This is a genomic window from Arthrobacter sp. (genome assembly GCF_031179385.1).
GTDB lineage: Bacteria > Actinomycetota > Actinomycetes > Actinomycetales > Micrococcaceae > Arthrobacter_D.
The window spans coordinates 1-18137 of sequence record NZ_JAPSHV010000014.1; the positions used below are offsets into that span (position 1 = coordinate 1).

Genomic DNA, 18137 nt, shown 5'->3' on the forward strand with positions numbered 1-18137 from the left:
CACTCAGGAAGGTCAGGCAAAATCTCAGGACGCGCACCGCTTAGTTGCTGCAATTTCTGGTCCAACGTCAAAGCCTTCAGTAGAAGGGCTGAGCGTTCTTGCGGTGTAAGGGCTGTATTCATCCAGGGTAGGTCGGCGGCCGTCGCTTGCGTCTCTGCGCTTGCGGCACCGATAGATCCAAGACCAGCGGCGGAAAGGGCGAGAGGAAGGGCGACAGCCAGCGCAATAAATTTGCGTCTGCGGCTAGAACGTCCGGTCATGAAAGTCTCCTTCGACATGAGTTTCAGATAATCAGCGGGTAAATCCGTGTACGGACTTACCTGAGGTGGTAGCCGAACCGGGTGAACAAGTGCTCAATGCAACGCTCACATGATGTTCGTCACATGTTCCATCGGTTGCCGTTTATTGCCCGCAGCGCTCCGATCCCAATGTCGGAACCTGCGGTTACGGAGTACACGTGGTGGAGTTGCGGACGAGTAGTCGTGTGGGGAGAACTACCGGTTGGTTGGATTGGGATCGGGCTCCTGCGGCGAAGGCCAGGAGGTTGTTCACTGCGGTTGCGCCGAGTGAGTAGAGCGGGGCTTCGATTGTGGTCAGTGATGGGGTGATGAACGCGGCTCCGTAGCTGTTGTCGTGTCCGACCACGCTGACGTCACCGGGGATGGTGAGCCCGTTCTGCTGGAGGGCGCGGATGAAGCCGATGGCCATCTGGTCGTTGTAGGCGATCACGCCAGGGGTTCTGTGGCGCAGCCACTCCTTTGCGGCGGCTTCACCTCCGCTGATGGTGGGGTGGTTGGGGTTGGTGCGTCGGACTGTGAGTTCGAGTTCCATGGCGGCTTCACGCAGGGAGCGCCAGCGCATGCCGTCTGCCCAGGATGCCTCCGGTCCGGCCAGGTAGGTGATGGTTCGGTGGCCGAGTTCGCCGAGGTGTTCGGCGGCGCGGCGAATGCCTCGGGGGTTATCCGTTACGACGCTGGCTACGTCTTTGACGGCGCGGTTCATGACAATGAGCGGCTTCTGCTTGGCCATCATCCGGATTGCGGAGTCGGACATGCGCGAGCTGGAGAGGACGATGCCGTCGACTGAGGCGAGGGCCCGTTCAAGGGCCTGGCGTTCCTTCTGTTCGGACTCCTGGGTGTGGGCAAGGAGCATGATGTAGCCGGCTTCCGCTGCGGCGGCTTCAGCGCCGCGGACCATTTCCGCGTAGACCGGATTCCGGATGTCCGCGATGACCAGCGCGATCATCGATGTTCGTTGCCGGTCGGGATGCTGAATGCCGGCAACATGGGCGGAGCGGTAGCCTACTTCAACTGCTGCGGAGAAGATTCGCTGTGCGGTGTGGTGGCTCACCCGCCCCGGCCGGGCGAAGGCGCGGGAGACCGTCGACGGCGACACTCCCGCAACGCGCGCCACGTCATAAATCGTGGGTAAACCAGACGAACCAATCATGAATGTGCTGGTTCGGTAGGCACATGCGGGAGCAAAATCGCGGCGAGCATCTGATGCCAGCTAAGCAAGGCTGATCGCATGTCGATCCAGCTGACTGCGGTGGTACTCTGCGCCTTTACGCGGCTCAGCATTATTGACTCTGAACGCCGATGTTAATAGCCGTTAGCCACCGGGCGGCATGCGCCGCCAGCATATCCGGCGTATCGGCGATATTGAGTATGACCCCGGCTTCATCCGCTTCCAGCGCTTCAAGGGTGTGCAGTTGGGACGCCAAGAGCGAGGGCGGCATGAAGTGCCCCGGCCGCGACGCCATGCGTGCGGTCAGCAGTTCCACGGATCCGTGAAGGTGTATGAACCGTGTGTCCTCGGCACCGATGCGGATCAGGTTCCGGTAAGAACGCTTCAGCGCACTGCACGCGATGACCAGCGAGCTCCCCTCCGCTGCGGCGAAACACCGTCCGATCTCCTCGAGCCATGGCCGGCGGTCGTCGTCGTCCAAAGGAATCCCAGCCGCCATTTTCTCGACGTTGTGGGCCGGGTGCAGCGAATCGCCGTCGAGGAAACCTGCTCCAAGCTCCCGCGCCAGAAGTGCTCCGACTGTGCTCTTGCCGCAGCCGGAGACACCCATGACTACGACATGGTGTGTGCTCACCAGTCGTGCACCGTACCGTCGGAGAGCCGGTTATAGGGCAGGTACGCCTGCTGGTACGGGAACGACGCCGCTGCCTCCTCGTTCAGCTCGACACCGAGACCGGGGTTGTCCCCCGGGTGCAGGAAACCGTCCGCGAAGGTCATGGACTGCTCAAAGACGGTGTTGGTCTTCGCGCTGTGTTCCATGTACTCCTGGATACCGAAGTTGTGGATAGCCAGGCCGACGTGCGCCTGGGCCGCAAGGCCAACCGGTGAAACATCGGTAGGTCCGTGGAAGCCGGACTTGATCTGGTACTGCGCCGCGTAGTCCATGACCTTTTTCAGCGGCGATATGCCGCCGAAGTGCGTGGACGCAGCACGCACGTAGTCGATGAGCTGCTCGCGGATGAGGGTCTGGAAGTCGAAGACAGTGTTGAAGATCTCGCCAACGGCCAGGGGAGTGGTGGTGTGCTGTCGGATGAGCCGGAAGGAGTCCTGGTTTTCGGCGGGAGTGACGTCTTCGAGCCAAAACAGGTCATAAGGTTCCAGCGACTTGCCGAGTTTCGCGGCCTGAATCGGGGTCATGCGGTGATGTCCGTCGTGCAGCAGCGGCAGCTCGGGGCCGAACTCGTTCCGCACAGCTTCGAAGACGGTGGGGATATGACGCAGGTAAGCCCGGGTATCCCAGTCCTCCTCGGTGGGCTGGGCACCGCGGCCCGCGGGCTCGAAGTCGTAGCGCTCACCGGTGGCCTGGGCCTGCGCTGCAACACCGTACAGGGCCTTGATGCCGGGCACCGAGGTCTGCACACGGATGGACTTGTAGCCCTCCTCCAGGTGGTGGCGGATGGAGTCGAAGAGCTCCGGCAGGTCGCGGCCGGACGCATGACCGTAGGTGCGCAGCGCTGTGCGGGAGGCACCGCCCAGCAGCTGGTACACCGGCATGCCGGCGGCCTTGCCCTTGATATCCCACAGGGCCATATCGACGGCAGCGATCGCGGCCATCGTGACCGGCCCACGGCGCCAGTAGGCGCTGCGGTAGAGGAACTGCCAGGTGTCCTCGATACGGTGCGGGTCCTTGTTGATCAGGAGCTGAGTGACATGTTCCTTGAGGTAGGAGGCAACAGCCAGTTCCCGGCCGTTCAGGGTGGCATCACCGAGACCGGTGATGCCCTCATCCGTAGTGATTTTGAGCGTAACGAAGTTCCGGCTCGGGCTGGTGACAATGACTTCGGCGGCAATAATTTTCATGGTGGACCTTTCAATAAGCAGGCGCGTTAGAGCGCGGAAAGGGGGACTGTTACCAGTTGCCCCGAAGGCTGTGGACGAGATTGACGACGGCGCCATCAGCGCCGAGGTCGGCGCTTAATGCCGTCACAAGGGCTCGGGTGATGGTCTTGCCGGAGAGTTCCAGGATGCCAATGAGGACCAGGAGGTCAGCTTCGGCATCCGCCGGCCTCGCGCCGTCGACATGCAGTTGGACCAAATAGTCGATCCAGGCAGCAACGATGCGGGCCGCACCCTCACCAGTACGGCCTGCCGAACGCTCAGCGATCAGAACCGGAACGGCCCGCATACGGAGTTTGGTGGAACCATCGGCGCCGATCTGCCCAAGCAGATGCTCGATCCGCCCATTGCGGAAGCGACTCAGCAAAGCTTCCCGATAAGCGGGAATGTCGAGCTCGGGCTGGTGCAGATGAGCGGCTGCTTCATTCCAAAACATCTCCAACTCGGCTGCGCAGGACGGGTCTGTTACAGCCTCCGCGACCGTCCTGAGTCCCCGCAATTGACCGGTGTAGGCGAGCAACGAATGGGCGCCGTTGAGTAACCAGAGTTTGCGCTGCTCGAACGGCGCTATGTCCTCCACGAAGTAGGCTCCCGCATTTTCCCAGTCGGGGCGACCTGCAGGGAACTTACCGCTGAGCACCCAATTGGAGAAAGGTTCGGCTATTACGGGAGCTGCGTCAGCGAAACCGGTGGCTTCGCGCACTGTGACGATATCGGGCTCGGTAGTGCGCGGGGTGATGCGATCCACCGAAGTGCTCACGAAAGATACGTTCTCGGCAATCCAGTCGGCAAGCTCTGTGGAGACGAGGGCGGCCAAGCCCGCGATCGCTTGAAAAGCCGCTGCACCGTTGGACCCCAAATTGTCGCAAGGCACGACCGCAAGGGGGCCGGCATTCGTGCGACGGCGCGCATCAAGTCCCGGTAAGACGCGTGCGCCCATGGTGGCCAATTGAGGATAACCATCTTCTACATCGAGGCTTCCCACCCGGGCCCACACATCATTGAGGGCGCGTGCATCTGCTGCGACAGCGGGAGCGGAAACATCCAGGAGCCCGTCGGGGCCGAGGTGATAGGCCGGTTCAGTGATGGTAATCGTCATCAGCGCCGTCTCTGGCGCTGATAGAACCGAGGTGAGTCGGCGGAGGTCCTTACCATCGAATGCGGCGCTGATGCTCGCGATGACGCTGAAGTTGTCACCGTCATCACCGCGTTCCACGAGGGTGTAGAGCCCGTCCTGCGCGGCAAGAGTTGTTGCTGCCTCCTGACTGCGCCCGGTGAAGGCAGCGATGCCCCACTCGTGCTTCGGGTCGGCCTGCTCGGTGTACCAGGCCTGGTGCGACCGGTGGAAGGCGCCGAGCCCAATATGCACCATCCGAACCGGTGCCGCGGGGCGGACGCGGGCAGTGGTGCGGTTCAACGCCCGCACATCGTTGCGAACGCTCACAGCTTGAAGACCCGTCGCGGCGCGGCGTCGACGACGTCAACGATCAGTTCTTCAGCACGGGGGGCACTGATCCGGTGCTCGGCGACGAGTCGAGCCAGGAACGAGGCTTCGATCCGGCGCGACGCATCATGGCGGGCCGGGATGGAGCAGAATGCCCGGGTATCGTCGATGAAGCCCGACGACCGTGAGAATCCGGTGGTTTCAGTGATGGCCGAGCGGAAGCGAAGCATGGCATCGGGTGCATCGAGGAACCACCACGGCGCACCGATGTACACCGACGGGTAGAACCCGGCGAGGGGAGCCAGCTCGCGGGAGAAGACGGTCTCATCGAGCGTGAACAGGACCAAGTGGAAGTCAGGTGCGGTGCCGAAATCCTGCAGGAGCGGGCGGATGCCCTCTGTATAGCTGACCGGGAATGGGATGTCGTGGCCGGTGTCCCCGCCGAACTTTTCGAAGCTGGGCAGGTGATGGTTGCGGTAGGAACCGGGGTGAATTGTCATGACCAGTCCGTCCTGAACCGACATGCGCGCCATTTCGTACATCATGTGCGCTTCGAAGGCGTCCCGGTCCTCGCCCGTCCATTCCCCGCAACGAGCGCGCGTGAAGAGCTTTTCGGCGTCGGAGCGGTCCAGTTTGAGGGTCAGGGGGGTGCGGACGCCGTGGTCTGCGGACACGGCACCGTGGTCAATGAAATAGCGCCGGCGGTTCTCCATCGCGCGGATGTACCCGGCATATCCGGCTGCGCCGTCACCGGCCAGCCCGATCAGGCGGTCTACATTCTCCACCCAGTTGGGGTGCGCGATATTGATGTACGCGTCAGGGCGGAACGTTGGAACAACTCTGCCGTGGAAGGTGCTGTCCGCTGCGATCGAGGCGTGGTGCTGCAGGTCATCCAGCGGGTCATCGGTGGTGGCCAGTACCTCGATGTTGAAGTCGCGAAAGAGTTGGCGGGGACGAAATGCCGGCTCGTTGAGGCGCGACTGGAGCGTGGCGAACGTGCTGTCGGCCGTCGCCTCGGAAATCTCCTCGTCCAGTTTGAAGACATGCTCGAACTCTGAGCGGATCCAATAGCCTGATGCGGTGCCGTCGAACAGGGGCCATGCCCTGCAGAACTCCCGCCAGACGCTCCGGGGATCTGCATTGGCGATCGGCCCCTGGTTGAGCCGGTCTAGCGGCACTCCGCTGGCATGGATGAGGCGCACGACGTAGTGATCCGGGGTCACCAGCAGCGTCGCCGGATCGGGGAAAGGAGTGTCTTGGGCCAGTACGGCGGGATCTACGTGGCCGTGCGGCGAGATGATCGGGAGAGACTCCACGAGGTCCAGCAGGTCCCGTGCGATTGCCCGCATGCCAGGGTCGGCCGGCAGGAGCCGATCGGGCTCGGCAGCGAGAGAAGAATTCGAAGAAGGCATGCGCCCAATCGTTGCCAAGTGGAACGAGAATGGTCAACGAGTTGCCATTTGTTGGCAAAGAGGCAGGCTTAGCTGTTCGCGGGTCCGGTGGAGTTGCGGACGAGTAGTCGTGTGGGGAGAACTACCGGTTGGTTGGATTGGGATCGGGCTCCTGCGGCGAAGGCCAGGAGGTTGTTCACTGCGGTTGCGCCGAGTGAGTAGAGCGGGGCTTCGATTGTGGTCAGTGATGGGGTGATGAACGCGGCTCCGTAGCTGTTGTCGTGTCCGACCACGCTGACGTCACCGGGGATGGTGAGCCCGTTCTGCTGGAGGGCGCGGATGAAGCCGATGGCCATCTGGTCGTTGTAGGCGATCACGCCAGGGGTTCTGTGGCGCAGCCACTCCTTTGCGGCGGCTTCACCTCCGCTGATGGTGGGGTGGTTGGGGTTGGTGCGTCGGACTGTGAGTTCGAGTTCCATGGCGGCTTCACGCAGGGAGCGCCAGCGCATGCCGTCTGCCCAGGATGCCTCCGGTCCGGCCAGGTAGGTGATGGTTCGGTGGCCGAGTTCGCCGAGGTGTTCGGCGGCGCGGCGAATGCCTCGGGGGTTATCCGTTACGACGCTGGCTACGTCTTTGACGGCGCGGTTCATGACAATGAGCGGCTTCTGCTTGGCCATCATCCGGATTGCGGAGTCGGACATGCGCGAGCTGGAGAGGACGATGCCGTCGACTGAGGCGAGGGCCCGTTCAAGGGCCTGGCGTTCCTTCTGTTCGGACTCCTGGGTGTGGGCAAGGAGCATGATGTAGCCGGCTTCCGCTGCGGCGGCTTCAGCGCCGCGGACCATTTCCGCGTAGACCGGATTCCGGATGTCCGCGATGACCAGCGCGATCATCGATGTTCGTTGCCGGTCGGGATGCTGAATGCCGGCAACATGGGCGGAGCGGTAGCCTACTTCAACTGCTGCGGAGAAGATTCGCTGTGCGGTGTGGTGGCTCACCCGCCCCGGCCGGGCGAAGGCGCGGGAGACCGTCGACGGCGACACTCCCGCAACGCGCGCCACGTCATAAATCGTGGGTAAACCAGACAAATCAGTCATCAAGACCTCCGCCACCACCATAGACTCGATGAAGGCAACTATTGGCAACTGCTTTGAAGTTGACTCACCTATTTGAGTCTATGGGTGGAGTATTCACTTCACAGCGCAGGTCGAACAATTCAGCGAGGCAGGGTTCGACGACCACGTATCGGGGTGTATCTGCACGACGGTCACTGCGTCGGCTGGCAAGAGAATTCTCCCGTCACGCCGCCGTCGCAGTAAGCCACCAACGATGCTCGCGGATGCGGCAGGAAAAGGTTACGACGATGAACACCAATAAGAAATTAACAGTACTGGGATCAGCAGCGGCAATGATGCTCGCGCTGTCAGCCTGCGGCGGCGGGGCAGGAACCGCCGGCGGCGATTCGCAGACCCTGCGGCTCGCACTGAACCAGACGGAAACCCACCCCTCCTATATCGCGCTGGACAACCTGGGAAAGAACGTTGAGGAAAGCACCGAAGGGCGCGTGAGCGTTGATGTCTTCGCCAATGAGACCCTGGGTGCGCAGCAGGAAGCCATCCAGCTGGTCAGCGACGGCACCGTTGACATGGCCGTCGTCTCGGGAACCCAGCTCGAGAACCTGAACCCCGACTTCCAGGTCTTCAACCTCCCCGGTGTCTTCGACAACGTTGAGCACCAGATGGGAGTTATCGGCGACGACGCGGTAGTAGGCGAGCTCTACAAGTCGCTTGAGGACCAGAACCTCACTGTTCTCGGAGGTTTCACGCAGGGCACCCGCAGCATCTACAACACCCAGGGACCCGTCAACACGCCGGAGGATCTCGCGGGCAAAAAGATTCGCGTCCAGGAATCCGACGTGCAGATGAAGATGATCGAGCTTATGGGCGGCGCTCCCACACCGATGGCTTTCGGTGAGGTCTACACCGCGCTCCAGTCGGGCGTGATCGACGGGGCGGAGAACAACGAGATCTCCTACCTCACGCAGAAGCACAACGAGGTTGCGAAGTACTTCTCCAACACCAACCACCTTGTCGGCCTAGACTACGTCGTCATCAATACTGCCGCTTATGAGGCCATGACCGAAGAGGACCGTGCCGCGTTCGAGGAGCAGTGGGCCGCGGCAGTCGAGGAGCACACCACCCTGTGGCTGGAGGAAACCGAGAAGGCGCACGCTGACCTCGAAGCCAGCGGCACCGAGTTCAACGACGTCGATGAGGAAGCTTTCAGTTCCGCTCTGGAACCGCTGATCGAGGAATACGTCGACACCGAGGTGGAACAGGCAATTTACGACGCCGCCCGCGCAGCAGCAGAGTAACCAAATGGAGAATATGAGCAGCGATCAGCCAGAAGGAACGGGCAACGATCGGTCAACCACTCCAGAACAGGCTCCGGCTGGGGCGAGCGATGCTCGCCCCTCCGGTGGGCCGGTGGTGGCAGCTCTGGAGACCACACGACAACTGATCGACCGTGTGTTGGCACTGTTGTGTATAGCGATTTTCGCCGCGTTGGTCATCGTCGTCGCCTGGCAGGTGTTTTCCCGCCAGGTGCTTGGTGCGCCGGCTACCTGGACCGAGGAATCAGCACGCTACGTCTTCGTCGTCCTGGCGCTGCTCGGTGCCGCATTAGTGTTCTCTGAGCGCGGCCACATCGCCGTCGAACTACTGGTTAACAAGTTTTCCGTACGCGTGCAGAAGATCGTCGCCCTTGCCGTCGAAGGTTCGATTATCTTCTTCGCCGGATACGTCATGATCTATGGAGGGCTGGCAGTGGCAGCGAACGCCTGGACCCAGAACATCTCCACGATGCCGGTAAGCGTAGGTCAGGTCTACTTAACCCTGCCGGTCGCCGGCGCGTTGATCATCTTCTTCGCGGTGTGCCACATAGTGGGCATGTTCGCGGGCACCGAGAAGCCTGTGCCCGAAATCGACATAAACAATCAAGGCATCTGAGGTCATCATGGAACCCGTCATTCTCGCCTCGATTGTCCTCGTAGGCGGTTTCATCCTGGCGCTTGCCCTGGGCGCACCCGTTGCTGTCGCGATGGGCCTTCCTTCGGCCCTAGCTATTGTTGTCCTACTTGGCTGGGACTCGGGCGCCCTCACGTCAGCTCAGCGCCTGTTCACGGCGAGCAACTCCTTCGCCTTGCTTGCGATTCCATTCTTCATTCTTGCCGGCGGGCTGATGAACACTGGAGGAATCGCGCAACGACTCATCGATCTTGCGCAGGTCATAGCCGGGCGGGTGCCCGCTTCACTGGCGCAGACGACCGTTGTGTCCAATGCGATGTTCGGTGCGGTATCCGGTGCGTCGGTTGCATCTGCTGCGGCAGTAGGCTCCGTGCTCTCTCCCCCGATGCGAAAGGCCGGCTACGATCCTGCTTTCTCGGCTGCGGTTAATGCGGCAGCTTCTCCCGCAGGAATGTTGATTCCGCCCAGCAACACTTTCATCATCTACTCGCTCGTATCGAGCACCTCAGTCGCGGCTCTCTTCATGGCTGGAATCGGCCCCGGTTTGTTATGGGCTCTGGTCTGCATGGCGATGGTTGCGGTGTACGCGCGCAAACGCCCTGAGCTTCGCGGAGGCGAGCGAGTTACCTTGCGCCAAGGCGCCGCTGTGTTGGTGCGTGCTATCCCGGCCCTGCTCATGATCGTTATTGTCATTGGCGGGATTCTCACCGGGTTCTTCACCGCTACGGAGTCATCCGTCGTCGCAGTACTGTATTCCCTGGTCCTGGGCATAGTTCAGAAGACCCTGCCTGTGCGCGCGCTGCCCTCAATTACCCTTGAGGCGGCGAAGACAACGGCGATCGTCATGCTGCTTATCGGCGTATCGGGCATTCTGGCCTGGGTGATGTCTTTCGCCCGTGTGCCCGTGCTCGTCGCTGACGCGCTCCTTGGCCTCACTGACAATACCGTTGTCCTTCTCATTCTGATCATGATCATTCTGCTCCTGGTGGGCACCGTGATGGACCCGACCCCGGCAATCTTGATCTTCACGCCGATTTTCTTGCCGATCGTCATTCAGCTCGGAGTCGATCCGATTCATTTCGGAGCCATGATGGTGTTCAACATGTGCTTGGGGAACATCTCGCCGCCTGTGGGTAACAACCTCTTCGTAGCCGCAAGAGTGGCGGGCGTTCGTATTGAACCAATGATCACTCGGATCATGCCCTTCTTCTGGGCACTTACCGTCGCGCTATTCATTGTCGCTTTCGTCCCTCAGTTATCGATGTGGCTACCGACCGTCATGGGCCTTGTAACGCCGTAACGCCGCCAAGGGCCCGATCGTTCGAACGCGCCGGAATGGTGCAGGTTCACTTAGACCTGCTCCATTCCGGCGGGTTCGGACGTGCCGGCGCTATCAGTCTTTGCTGTTCTCGAGGGCCACACTCAGGAAGGCTCGTGCGGCGGGACTCAGCAACCCGGGACGTTGCACCACGTCGATCGATAGAGATTCTTTGATGTCGAGATCCCGCACTGTGAGTCCTGCTGAAGTCGCCAGATCGCGCCAAGACTCGGCCACGACTGCTATTCCCACTCCTGCCAGTACCAGAGGCAGGAGGGCTTCGCGGTGCTCAATTTCGACGACAGCTACGCTTCGCTCGGCAGCGGCGAGAACCTCCTCAGCGGCCCGGCGCATTCCGGTTCCTGTTTGCCCAACAATCAACCGGGCATCCGACAGATCCTTCGGCCGTACAGGCCCATTGCCGGGATGCAGCGCAGCGCCATTGCGGGCGACACATATATAACGGTGGCACTGCAACGGATGAAGGGTCAGATCGGTGGGTGGAAGCAGCGTTGGTGGACGGGCGATCAGTCCCAGTTCCGCATTGCCGGTCCGAAGCGCGGAAGCGACATCGTCGGTGGTATCTGCTGAGCGGACACGGACCTGGACTCCTGGATAAAGGGTGAGAAACTGACCCACCAACTGAGCTAAGGGACTAACGGCCTGTGAGGGCATGCAGCTCAGCACCAGTCGACCGCCCCTCAGCCCATGGACTGCATCGACGGATGAGCGAGCAAGATCCATGCCATGCAGGACTTCCCTGGCCGCCGGCACGAGCGCCTCTCCCGCTGCTGTAAGCACCAGCCTGCGACCCGCCCGGTGGAACAGCGGTGTCCGAAGTTCAGTCTCCAAACCTCGCAAAGCATGAGAGATGGAGGGCTGAGCAACCAGCAGGGCGTCCGCAGCGCGGTGAACTCCACCCTCGTCCACGATCGCCAAAAAGTAGCGCAACTGACGTACATCCATGCGGCAATCCTCACTGATAGTCAACGTCTATCAACCAAGCACATTTTAGGTCTTGGAACTTCTCATCTGTGACGTGCTTCACTGGATCGACCTGAACTTTTCAACCCTGGTGTGAGTATCAACCCACTCGGGATCAACGATGATTCTGGAGCAACTCCCGTGAATGTCACTCTTCTTCTCACAGCGATCGCCATAGTCGGCATCGTCTTGCTCATCACCGCTTTACGCGTCCCTCCGATCTTTGCCCTGCTGGTCGGTACGTTCTTCCTCGGCCTGACGACCATCGGCGCAGGCGCCACTCCAGGTGCTGTCACCGGAGGCTTCGGTGAGGTTATGGCCGAGATCGGACTGCTTGTCAGCTTCGGCGTGATTATGGGATCTCTGATCACCAAAACCGGAGCGCTGCAAGGTCTCATCGAAGCACTGATGCGGACCTTCGGCGCTAAACGATTGCCCTACATCTTCACTCTCTCCCTCAGCTCAATCTTCACGTCCATCTACTCCGACGTGGTCCTCGTCCTGACCGCCCCCATGGCCAAACGCATCGCACCGCAACTGGGCAAGCGCGGTATCGCACTGATGGGCGGCGCGCTGACTGCAGGTATTGAAGTAGGACTCGTTTTCGTCGTCCCCGGTGTTGCCGCGTTGGCAGTGGCCGGCCTCCTCGGCGTCCCCCTGGGCGAGATGTTCGTATGGGGCATCGTCATCGGACTTCCGACTGCCTTCCTCACCATGTTCATCTTCAACCTGCTGGCGAAACGTGCCCTGAGGTGGAGTCCGGAGAAGGATGAGCTCGCCGCTGAAATCGGTGGATTCGACGATTCCTCGACAGGTGCCGGTGGCATTGCCCTCCACCAGGAAGGCCAAAGAGACGGCGAGCATCGCAGCGAGATGAAGCCTGCGCCAGTCGGCACCCTTGAGGCCGAATCAGCAGCAGTCTGCAAGCTGCCCCTGCCCCTTGCGCTAGCGCCCGTGGTCGTCACCCTCGCACTGGTCGCAGCCGGAGCGCTCCTTGGAACGCTGAATGTCGAAAGCACGTTCCTTGGCTTCATCACCGATCCCGTGTTCGCCATGTTCCTAGGAGCGTCCTCGTCCTACCTGCTGGCCTGCCGGACGGCTCCCCGGGCGGAAGTGGACAAAGAGGTGGCCGCAGGCCTGGTCACCTGCGGACCGATCCTCGTTCTCAGCGGCGTCAGCGGATCTCTTGGTGCCGTCATCGAACAGTCGGGGTTGGCCGACATCCTCTCCGGGTACTTCACCTCAAGCATCCTGCCTCCGCTGCTGTTGGTCTGGGTGATTGCGGCGGTCCTTCACATTGCGCTGGGCTCCATTTCCATCTCGGCCATCACAGCCGCAGGAATCCTGGCGCCGATCGCCGGCAGCCTGGGTGTTCCTTTGGTCCTCGTTGCGCTTGCCGCCGGATCAGGTGCACTCTTCCTGCCGCACGTGAGCAGCAACTTCTTCTGGATGTTCAAGGAGATGCTGGGTCTCTCAACCCGTGGAACCTTCAAGACCCACACCGTTGCCATGAGCCTGGCTTCCGTGGTTTCGCTGGTTCTCATCCTTGGCCTGGGCTTCATCCTCTGATCCCAGCTTCTACACGCGACTACGAACAGCTGCAAGTTCCCTGAAAGAAAAGGTAGATCAAACATCATGACCAGAACACACCGGATTGCCGTCATCGCCGGCGACGGAATCGGACAGGAAGTAGTTCCCGAAGGCCTGCGTACCCTCGAAGCCGCCGCGGAAGCCTATGACTTTGAACTGAAGACAACGGAATTTGACTACGCGAACGCGGACTATTACCTGAAGCACGGAAAGATGCTCCCCGACAACTGGTTCGAGGAACTCAGTACCTTCGACGCCATTTTCTTCGGAGCAGTCGGGTGGCCGGAGATCGTGCCTGATCACATCTCGCTCTGGGGCAGTCTCCTCCAGTTCCGTAGGCACTTCGACCAGTACGTCAGCTTGCGTCCCGTGAAGCTATTGGCGGGCATGGACAGTCCACTCGCCGGTCGCAAGCCCGGCGACGTCGACTTCTACGTCGTCCGCGAAAATACCGAGGGTGAGTACTCCAGCATCGGCGGGAAAATCTTCGAAGGCACTGACCGCGAAACCGTGATTCAGGAAACCGTCATGACCCGCACGGGCGTGGACCGCATCCTGAAATACGCGTTCGACCTCGCTCAGAGCAGGCCAAGAAAACATCTCACCTCAGCGACCAAGAGCAACGGCATCTCCATCTCGATGCCGTACTGGGACGAGCGTGTGGAAGAAATGGCCAAGGGGTTCAATGAATTGAAAGTGGACAAGTACCACATCGACATACTCACGGCGAACTTCGTCATGCACCCGGACTGGTTCGACGTCGTGGTTGCCAGCAACCTTTTCGGTGACATCCTCTCCGACCTGGGTCCAGCATGCACCGGGACCATTGGAATTGCGCCCAGCGGCAACATCAACCCCGAACGCAAATTCCCGAGCCTCTTCGAACCGGTACACGGATCCGCTCCGGATATCGCAGGCAAAGGAATCGCCAACCCGGTCGGACAGATCTGGAGCGCCGCCATGATGCTGGAACATCTCGGCGAAACGTCGGCGGCGGCAGGCGTACAGCGCGGTTTCGAAGACGTTCTGGCTCGCGGGGACAAAGCCGTTCTCACCCCCGACCTTGGCGGAAAAGCCACCACTGAAGTCCTCGGCAAGAGCATCAGCGACGAAATCAAAGCAGCAGCCCTCGCGGGCGTCGGCAAATAGCCCTCCCGGCGAGCTCTCAACCTATCGGAGACCGCCATCGGATGCTTCCCCAGTAGCACCGCAGGAGGTGGATCCGCCCGGTTCCACCTCCTTCATATGTCTGACGGAGACCCCATACATGAACGTCCTGAACTGTACGTCTTCAGCAAGTGTGAACACCTTCCGCGTCCTCCTGGCTCCTGACAAGTTCAAGGGGACACTGAGCGCTTGCGAGGTGGTCTCATTCCTAAAGACCGGCTTGGAATCCGCTCAAAACGACGTCACTGTCTCGTGCCGCCGTTTACCACTGGCCGACGGTGGAGACGGTAGCGTCCAAGCGGCCCTTATGGCTGGCTTCCACCCACTCAAGATCCCGGTGGCCGGACCGACAGGCATCCCCACAGAAACGACCCTGGCGCTCAACTCCTCGACTGCGGTAGTGGAAGTGGCCACGACTGTTGGGCTGCAAATGCTGCCTGCTAATCAGCCGGCACCCCTGCACAGCAGCAGCGGTGGCTTCGGGGAAGCCGTCTCAGCTGCCTACGCCAGCGGCGTCCAGCAAATTGTTCTGGCACTTGGCGGTAGTGCTACCACCGACGGCGGAGCCGGGATGCTCAGTGCGCTGGGCGCCCGGTTCTTCGATGGCGAAGGAACAGCGATTGTGCCTTCGGGCGGAACTTTGAAGGACATTGCATGGATCGATGTCAGCGGGCTAATCGACCTCTCGAAAGTGGATCTGATTGCAGCAAGCGATGTGCAGAATCCGTTGCTGGGTGCTGCCGGTGCGGCCGCGATCTACGGCCCTCAGAAAGGGGCAACGCCCACTGATGTGGTTCTGCTTGAGCAAGGACTCGCTCATCTCGCGAGGCGTCTCGACGAAGCAGGGCTACCCGGGACGTCTTACGCGAATGCCACTGGCGCGGGTAGCGCTGGAGGGCTCGGCTACGCTGCACAACTGCTAGGGGCACGCCTGGTTTCCGGCGCCGAATTTTTCATGGATCTGCTCGGCTTCGACCAAGCATTGGAGGCCTGCGACCTCGTCATCACCGGTGAAGGGAAGATGGATGAACAGACCCTCGCGGGGAAGCTTCCGCTCGTCGTCGCCCGCCGAGCGCTACCGGTGCCGGTGATCGCAGTGGTGGGCCATAACGTCCTCGACCGGGACCAGTTGCCGGAACACAACATTGAGAAAATCTACTCCCTCAGCGGTATGACCAATCTGGACACCTCTGCAGATGCGGTGCTATCGGCATACTTTCTCAGCGCGATAGGACAGCAAATCGCTCGTACGCTCAACCGTGCTCAACACGTGTCGACGGTCTCGGCAATGAACCTCATGTAGGGAAGGCGCTAGGTCCAAGCACGCGCTGCTGCTTTCTCTCCACGGAGGGAGGCTGTGCGTTTAGGTACACCCATACGCGACAGGGGAGGGTCATCGATCTGGTGTGGCGTTAGGGTGAAGCTCGGGTCGTTGGCATCGCTTGTGGTTAGAAGTCCAGACGAGGCGCCCCACACCCGCACGGGGAGCGCAGGACGACGGTCCATATGCAGCGGGGTGGCGCGAGGAGCCTCAGTCAGGGTCGGCAAACGCTGACCCTGACTGAGGTGTTTATCTGAGCCTGCCGCTCGGTTGCTCGGACCGGTTCGCCAGTAGGACGTCCTCGTTACGTGAAGAAGGGATGACCGGAAGGTCATGGCCCTTGAAAGCAATGTGATGTCAGTGGGTTAGGGCTGATTGCCGGGTCGGAGTTGTGATCCTGTCGGCGTCATCGTCGCACGGTTCGGTTTCGCTGAGCTCGGTGCGCGATGTCCGCATGTTTTTCCGGCCGATTACTGCGGTTGCAATCGCGTTGCCCAGGATGTTGGTAGCGGTGCGGCCCATATCGAGGATCTGGTCAACGACGAGGAGCAGGGCGATGCCAGCTATGGGGACACCGAAGGAGGGTACGACTGCTGCGACGATGACGAGGGATCCGCGTGGTGCACCGGCCATACCCTTGCTGCTGATCAGAAGCAGTGCGACCATGGCGAGTTGTTCGCCTAGTCCCATATCCACGCCATAGGCGTTGATGAGGAAGACGGAAGCGAACGTCATGTACATCATCGAGCCGTCAAGGTTGAATGAGTAGCCCAGAGGCAGCACGAACCCGGTGGTCTTGCGGTCCACCCCGAAGCGCGCCATGGATTCGATGAGTTTAGGGAAGGCCGCTTCGCTGCTGGAGGTGGAGAAGGCAACAAACATGGGTTCGCGGATCATTGCCACGAGGCGGAACGCGGCACGGCCAAGGAGCAGCGCGGCAATCCCGATCATGAGCGCCCACAGACCTGCAAGTGAGAGGTAGAACCCGCCGATGAAGGAGCCGTAGGTAGCGAAAGCGTCGATGCCTTCGGAGGTGAACGCTCCTGCTACCGCTGCGAAAACCCCGATAGGGGCAGCCAGCATGACGTAGCTGGTGAGTTTCAGCATGACAGGGACAAGTTCTTCGATCAGGTCCGAGATTTGGGTGTGCCCCTGGCGTTTCATCGCCAACAAGGCGATTCCGAACAGGAGAGCGAATACAAGAATTTGAAGTGCGTTATTCGTGGACATCGCTTCGATGACGCTCTTCGGCACAATGTTCTCGACGAAGGACTGGAAGTCCAGGCTGCTGGTCTCGAGGGTGCTGGTTTCAGTGCCAGTTGCCGTGAGATTCAGGCCTTTCCCGACGTTCAACAGGTGTGCCATGGAAAAGCCGATGCCGCCGGCAATTACTGAGGCGCTGACGAACCAGGCTAGTGACTTAGTGAGCATCCCGCCCACGCCCACTTCAGGGTTGTCGGCTGTTCGTGCCACCTGGCTGTGGTGGCGAACTAGAAAAAAGGACAGCAGGTGAATTCATCGGCCTGCTGCGGAATGACCTGAATCTGCAGATCCTCGTGCGACAAGTCGGCACCTGGCAGGTTGATGCCTTCGGCGGTGTCAGAGTCATCGACGTCGATGGTCGATGTCTGCGCCGTCGGCCACAGCTACGCCATTGCGGCTGTTGACCTGTACCGGGTTTACTAGTGGCGAACGTCGCAATTCAGCAGGCAGTCTCAATGGCGACAGGCTAACACTCAAACCCGTTCGAAACTTTTGGAAATGATGGCGCCCCGCACGCAGACAGGGACAGATGCAGGGCGCCAGTTCTAAGTCTCCTTCATTGCCCGTCCTCTTCGGAGAGATTGCCACTAGTTGCTTTGCGCGCGCGACAGACGCAAACAACAGCGGCCGACCCTGAGGCGGTCCTATTCTGAGGTCACTGCGAGTCAGCGATAAGAAGAATCAACGTTGAAACGTAGGCCGCCAGCGCCCCCTCACAGTGCAATAGGGGGCGCTTGATCCTCCTGCGGAGCGATCAGATCCAACTGCCTGGGCAACCAAAGGCTCAGTTCCGGAATGAAGACCACCAGAAACAGCCCGCCGATGATCGCGATGAGGAACGGAACGAGTTTCGAGATCACCGGCTCGATCCGTAGACCCGCAACACGGGCACCGACGAACAGAACGTTGCCCACGGGCGGGTGATTGTACCGACACACAGGTTGTATACGTGGTGCCAAAGTGCACCGGTTGGATTCCAAACTCCATGACGATGGGCAGGAAGATCGGCGTGAAGATCAGGATTGCCGGCGTCGGGTCCATGAAGGTTCCGACGAGGAGCAGAATGATCAGAATCAGAATCGCAGTGGGACTATTCGTCAATTCAAGCAGACGGTCCGAGATCTATGCGGGCGAAGGACATCAACCAAGACATGGCTGTCGAGACGCCGACCAGCAACATGACAACGATACCCGCATGGCAACTGCGCAGATGCAGTCTGTGAATGACCGCGCAGCGCCCCTGTGGACAAGAACCCCGATCTTTGGTCGC

16 protein-coding genes and 2 pseudogenes are annotated in these 18137 nt (G+C 60.6%); 6 read left to right on the forward strand and 12 right to left on the reverse strand.

Annotated features, from left to right (window positions below; translation table 11 throughout):
• From RIF85_RS03990 to RIF85_RS04020, 7 genes are all read right to left on the reverse strand, one after another.
• Positions 1–260, reverse strand: a 260-nt coding sequence (locus tag RIF85_RS03990) for a hypothetical protein (protein WP_309070619.1), incomplete at its 3' end; no start/stop codon positions are given.
• 184 nt (positions 261–444) lie between these two features.
• Positions 445–1413: a LacI family DNA-binding transcriptional regulator gene (locus tag RIF85_RS03995; protein WP_309070620.1), complete on the reverse strand. Its 969-nt coding sequence runs from the start codon at positions 1411–1413 to the stop codon at positions 445–447.
• Between the two features lie 166 nt (positions 1414–1579).
• Entirely contained in the window at positions 1580–2101 is a 522-nt protein-coding gene (locus RIF85_RS04000; RefSeq protein WP_309070621.1) for a gluconokinase, read from the reverse strand.
• Positions 2098–3327, reverse strand: a complete 1230-nt coding sequence (gene manD / locus RIF85_RS04005) for a D-mannonate dehydratase ManD (protein ID WP_309070622.1) — start codon at positions 3325–3327, stop codon at positions 2098–2100. Before manD ends, RIF85_RS04000 begins: the two co-directional genes overlap by 4 nt.
• A 49-nt stretch (positions 3328–3376) precedes the next feature.
• Positions 3377–4807 carry a mannitol dehydrogenase family protein gene (locus RIF85_RS04010; RefSeq protein ID WP_309070623.1) on the reverse strand — a complete coding sequence of 477 codons (1431 nt, stop codon included), beginning with the start codon at positions 4805–4807 and terminating at the stop codon, positions 3377–3379.
• On the reverse strand, positions 4804–6219 hold the full coding sequence (uxaC, locus tag RIF85_RS04015) for a glucuronate isomerase (RefSeq protein WP_309070624.1): 1416 nt from the start codon (positions 6217–6219) through the stop codon (positions 4804–4806). The genes RIF85_RS04010 and uxaC overlap by 4 nt, the downstream gene beginning before the upstream one ends.
• A gap of 68 nt (positions 6220–6287) precedes the next feature.
• Entirely contained in the window at positions 6288–7295 is a 1008-nt protein-coding gene (locus RIF85_RS04020; RefSeq protein WP_309070625.1) for a LacI family DNA-binding transcriptional regulator, read from the reverse strand.
• A 266-nt stretch (positions 7296–7561) separates the two neighbouring features.
• Between RIF85_RS04020 and RIF85_RS04025 the strand changes: the two genes are divergently transcribed.
• The 3 genes from RIF85_RS04025 to RIF85_RS04035 are packed head-to-tail and all read left to right on the forward strand — an operon-like array spanning position 7562 to position 10524.
• Positions 7562–8572, forward strand: a complete 1011-nt coding sequence (locus RIF85_RS04025) for a TRAP transporter substrate-binding protein (protein ID WP_309070626.1) — start codon at positions 7562–7564, stop codon at positions 8570–8572.
• 13 nt (positions 8573–8585) lie between these two features.
• Positions 8586–9206, forward strand: coding sequence for a TRAP transporter small permease (locus RIF85_RS04030; RefSeq protein WP_309070627.1), 621 nt, complete (start codon positions 8586–8588; stop codon positions 9204–9206).
• A gap of 7 nt (positions 9207–9213) precedes the next feature.
• Positions 9214–10524, forward strand: coding sequence for a TRAP transporter large permease (locus RIF85_RS04035; RefSeq protein ID WP_309070628.1), 1311 nt, complete (start codon positions 9214–9216; stop codon positions 10522–10524).
• A 93-nt stretch (positions 10525–10617) separates the two neighbouring features.
• On the opposite strand, the gene RIF85_RS04040 is transcribed toward RIF85_RS04035, so the two are convergent.
• Positions 10618–11508, reverse strand: coding sequence for a LysR family transcriptional regulator (locus tag RIF85_RS04040; protein WP_309070629.1), 891 nt, complete (start codon positions 11506–11508; stop codon positions 10618–10620).
• Positions 11509–11667: 159 nt separating this feature from the next.
• Here RIF85_RS04040 and RIF85_RS04045 point away from each other — a divergent pair, with 159 nt between their 5' ends.
• The 3 genes from RIF85_RS04045 to RIF85_RS04055 all read left to right on the forward strand — a co-directional run bounded on the left by RIF85_RS04045 (position 11668) and on the right by RIF85_RS04055 (position 15586).
• A complete protein-coding gene (locus RIF85_RS04045; protein ID WP_309070630.1) occupies positions 11668–13095 on the forward strand; it encodes an SLC13 family permease in 1428 nt (475 codons plus the stop codon).
• Positions 13096–13161: 66 nt separating this feature from the next.
• Entirely contained in the window at positions 13162–14265 is a 1104-nt protein-coding gene (locus RIF85_RS04050) for a tartrate dehydrogenase (RefSeq protein ID WP_309070631.1), read from the forward strand.
• 118 nt (positions 14266–14383) lie between these two features.
• Complete coding sequence (locus RIF85_RS04055; protein WP_309070632.1) at positions 14384–15586, forward strand: glycerate kinase; 1203 nt, start codon at positions 14384–14386, stop codon at positions 15584–15586.
• 375 nt (positions 15587–15961) lie between these two features.
• Here RIF85_RS04055 and RIF85_RS04060 read toward each other — a convergent pair whose 3' ends face one another.
• The 4 genes and pseudogenes from RIF85_RS04060 to RIF85_RS04075 all read right to left on the reverse strand — a co-directional run.
• Positions 15962–17077 carry a dicarboxylate/amino acid:cation symporter gene (locus RIF85_RS04060; protein WP_309070633.1) on the reverse strand — a complete coding sequence of 372 codons (1116 nt, stop codon included), beginning with the start codon at positions 17075–17077 and terminating at the stop codon, positions 15962–15964.
• Positions 17069–17238: pseudogene (locus RIF85_RS04065) on the reverse strand (DUF4193 family protein); the annotation flags it as partial. The pseudogene RIF85_RS04065 and the gene RIF85_RS04060, both read right to left, overlap by 9 nt.
• Positions 17239–17580: 342 nt before the next feature.
• Positions 17581–17781: a hypothetical protein gene (locus tag RIF85_RS04070; protein WP_309070634.1), complete on the reverse strand. Its 201-nt coding sequence runs from the start codon at positions 17779–17781 to the stop codon at positions 17581–17583.
• Between the two features lie 73 nt (positions 17782–17854).
• Positions 17855–17968: pseudogene (locus RIF85_RS04075) on the reverse strand (TRAP transporter large permease subunit); the annotation flags it as partial.
• Between the last annotated feature and the right edge of the window lie 169 nt (positions 17969–18137).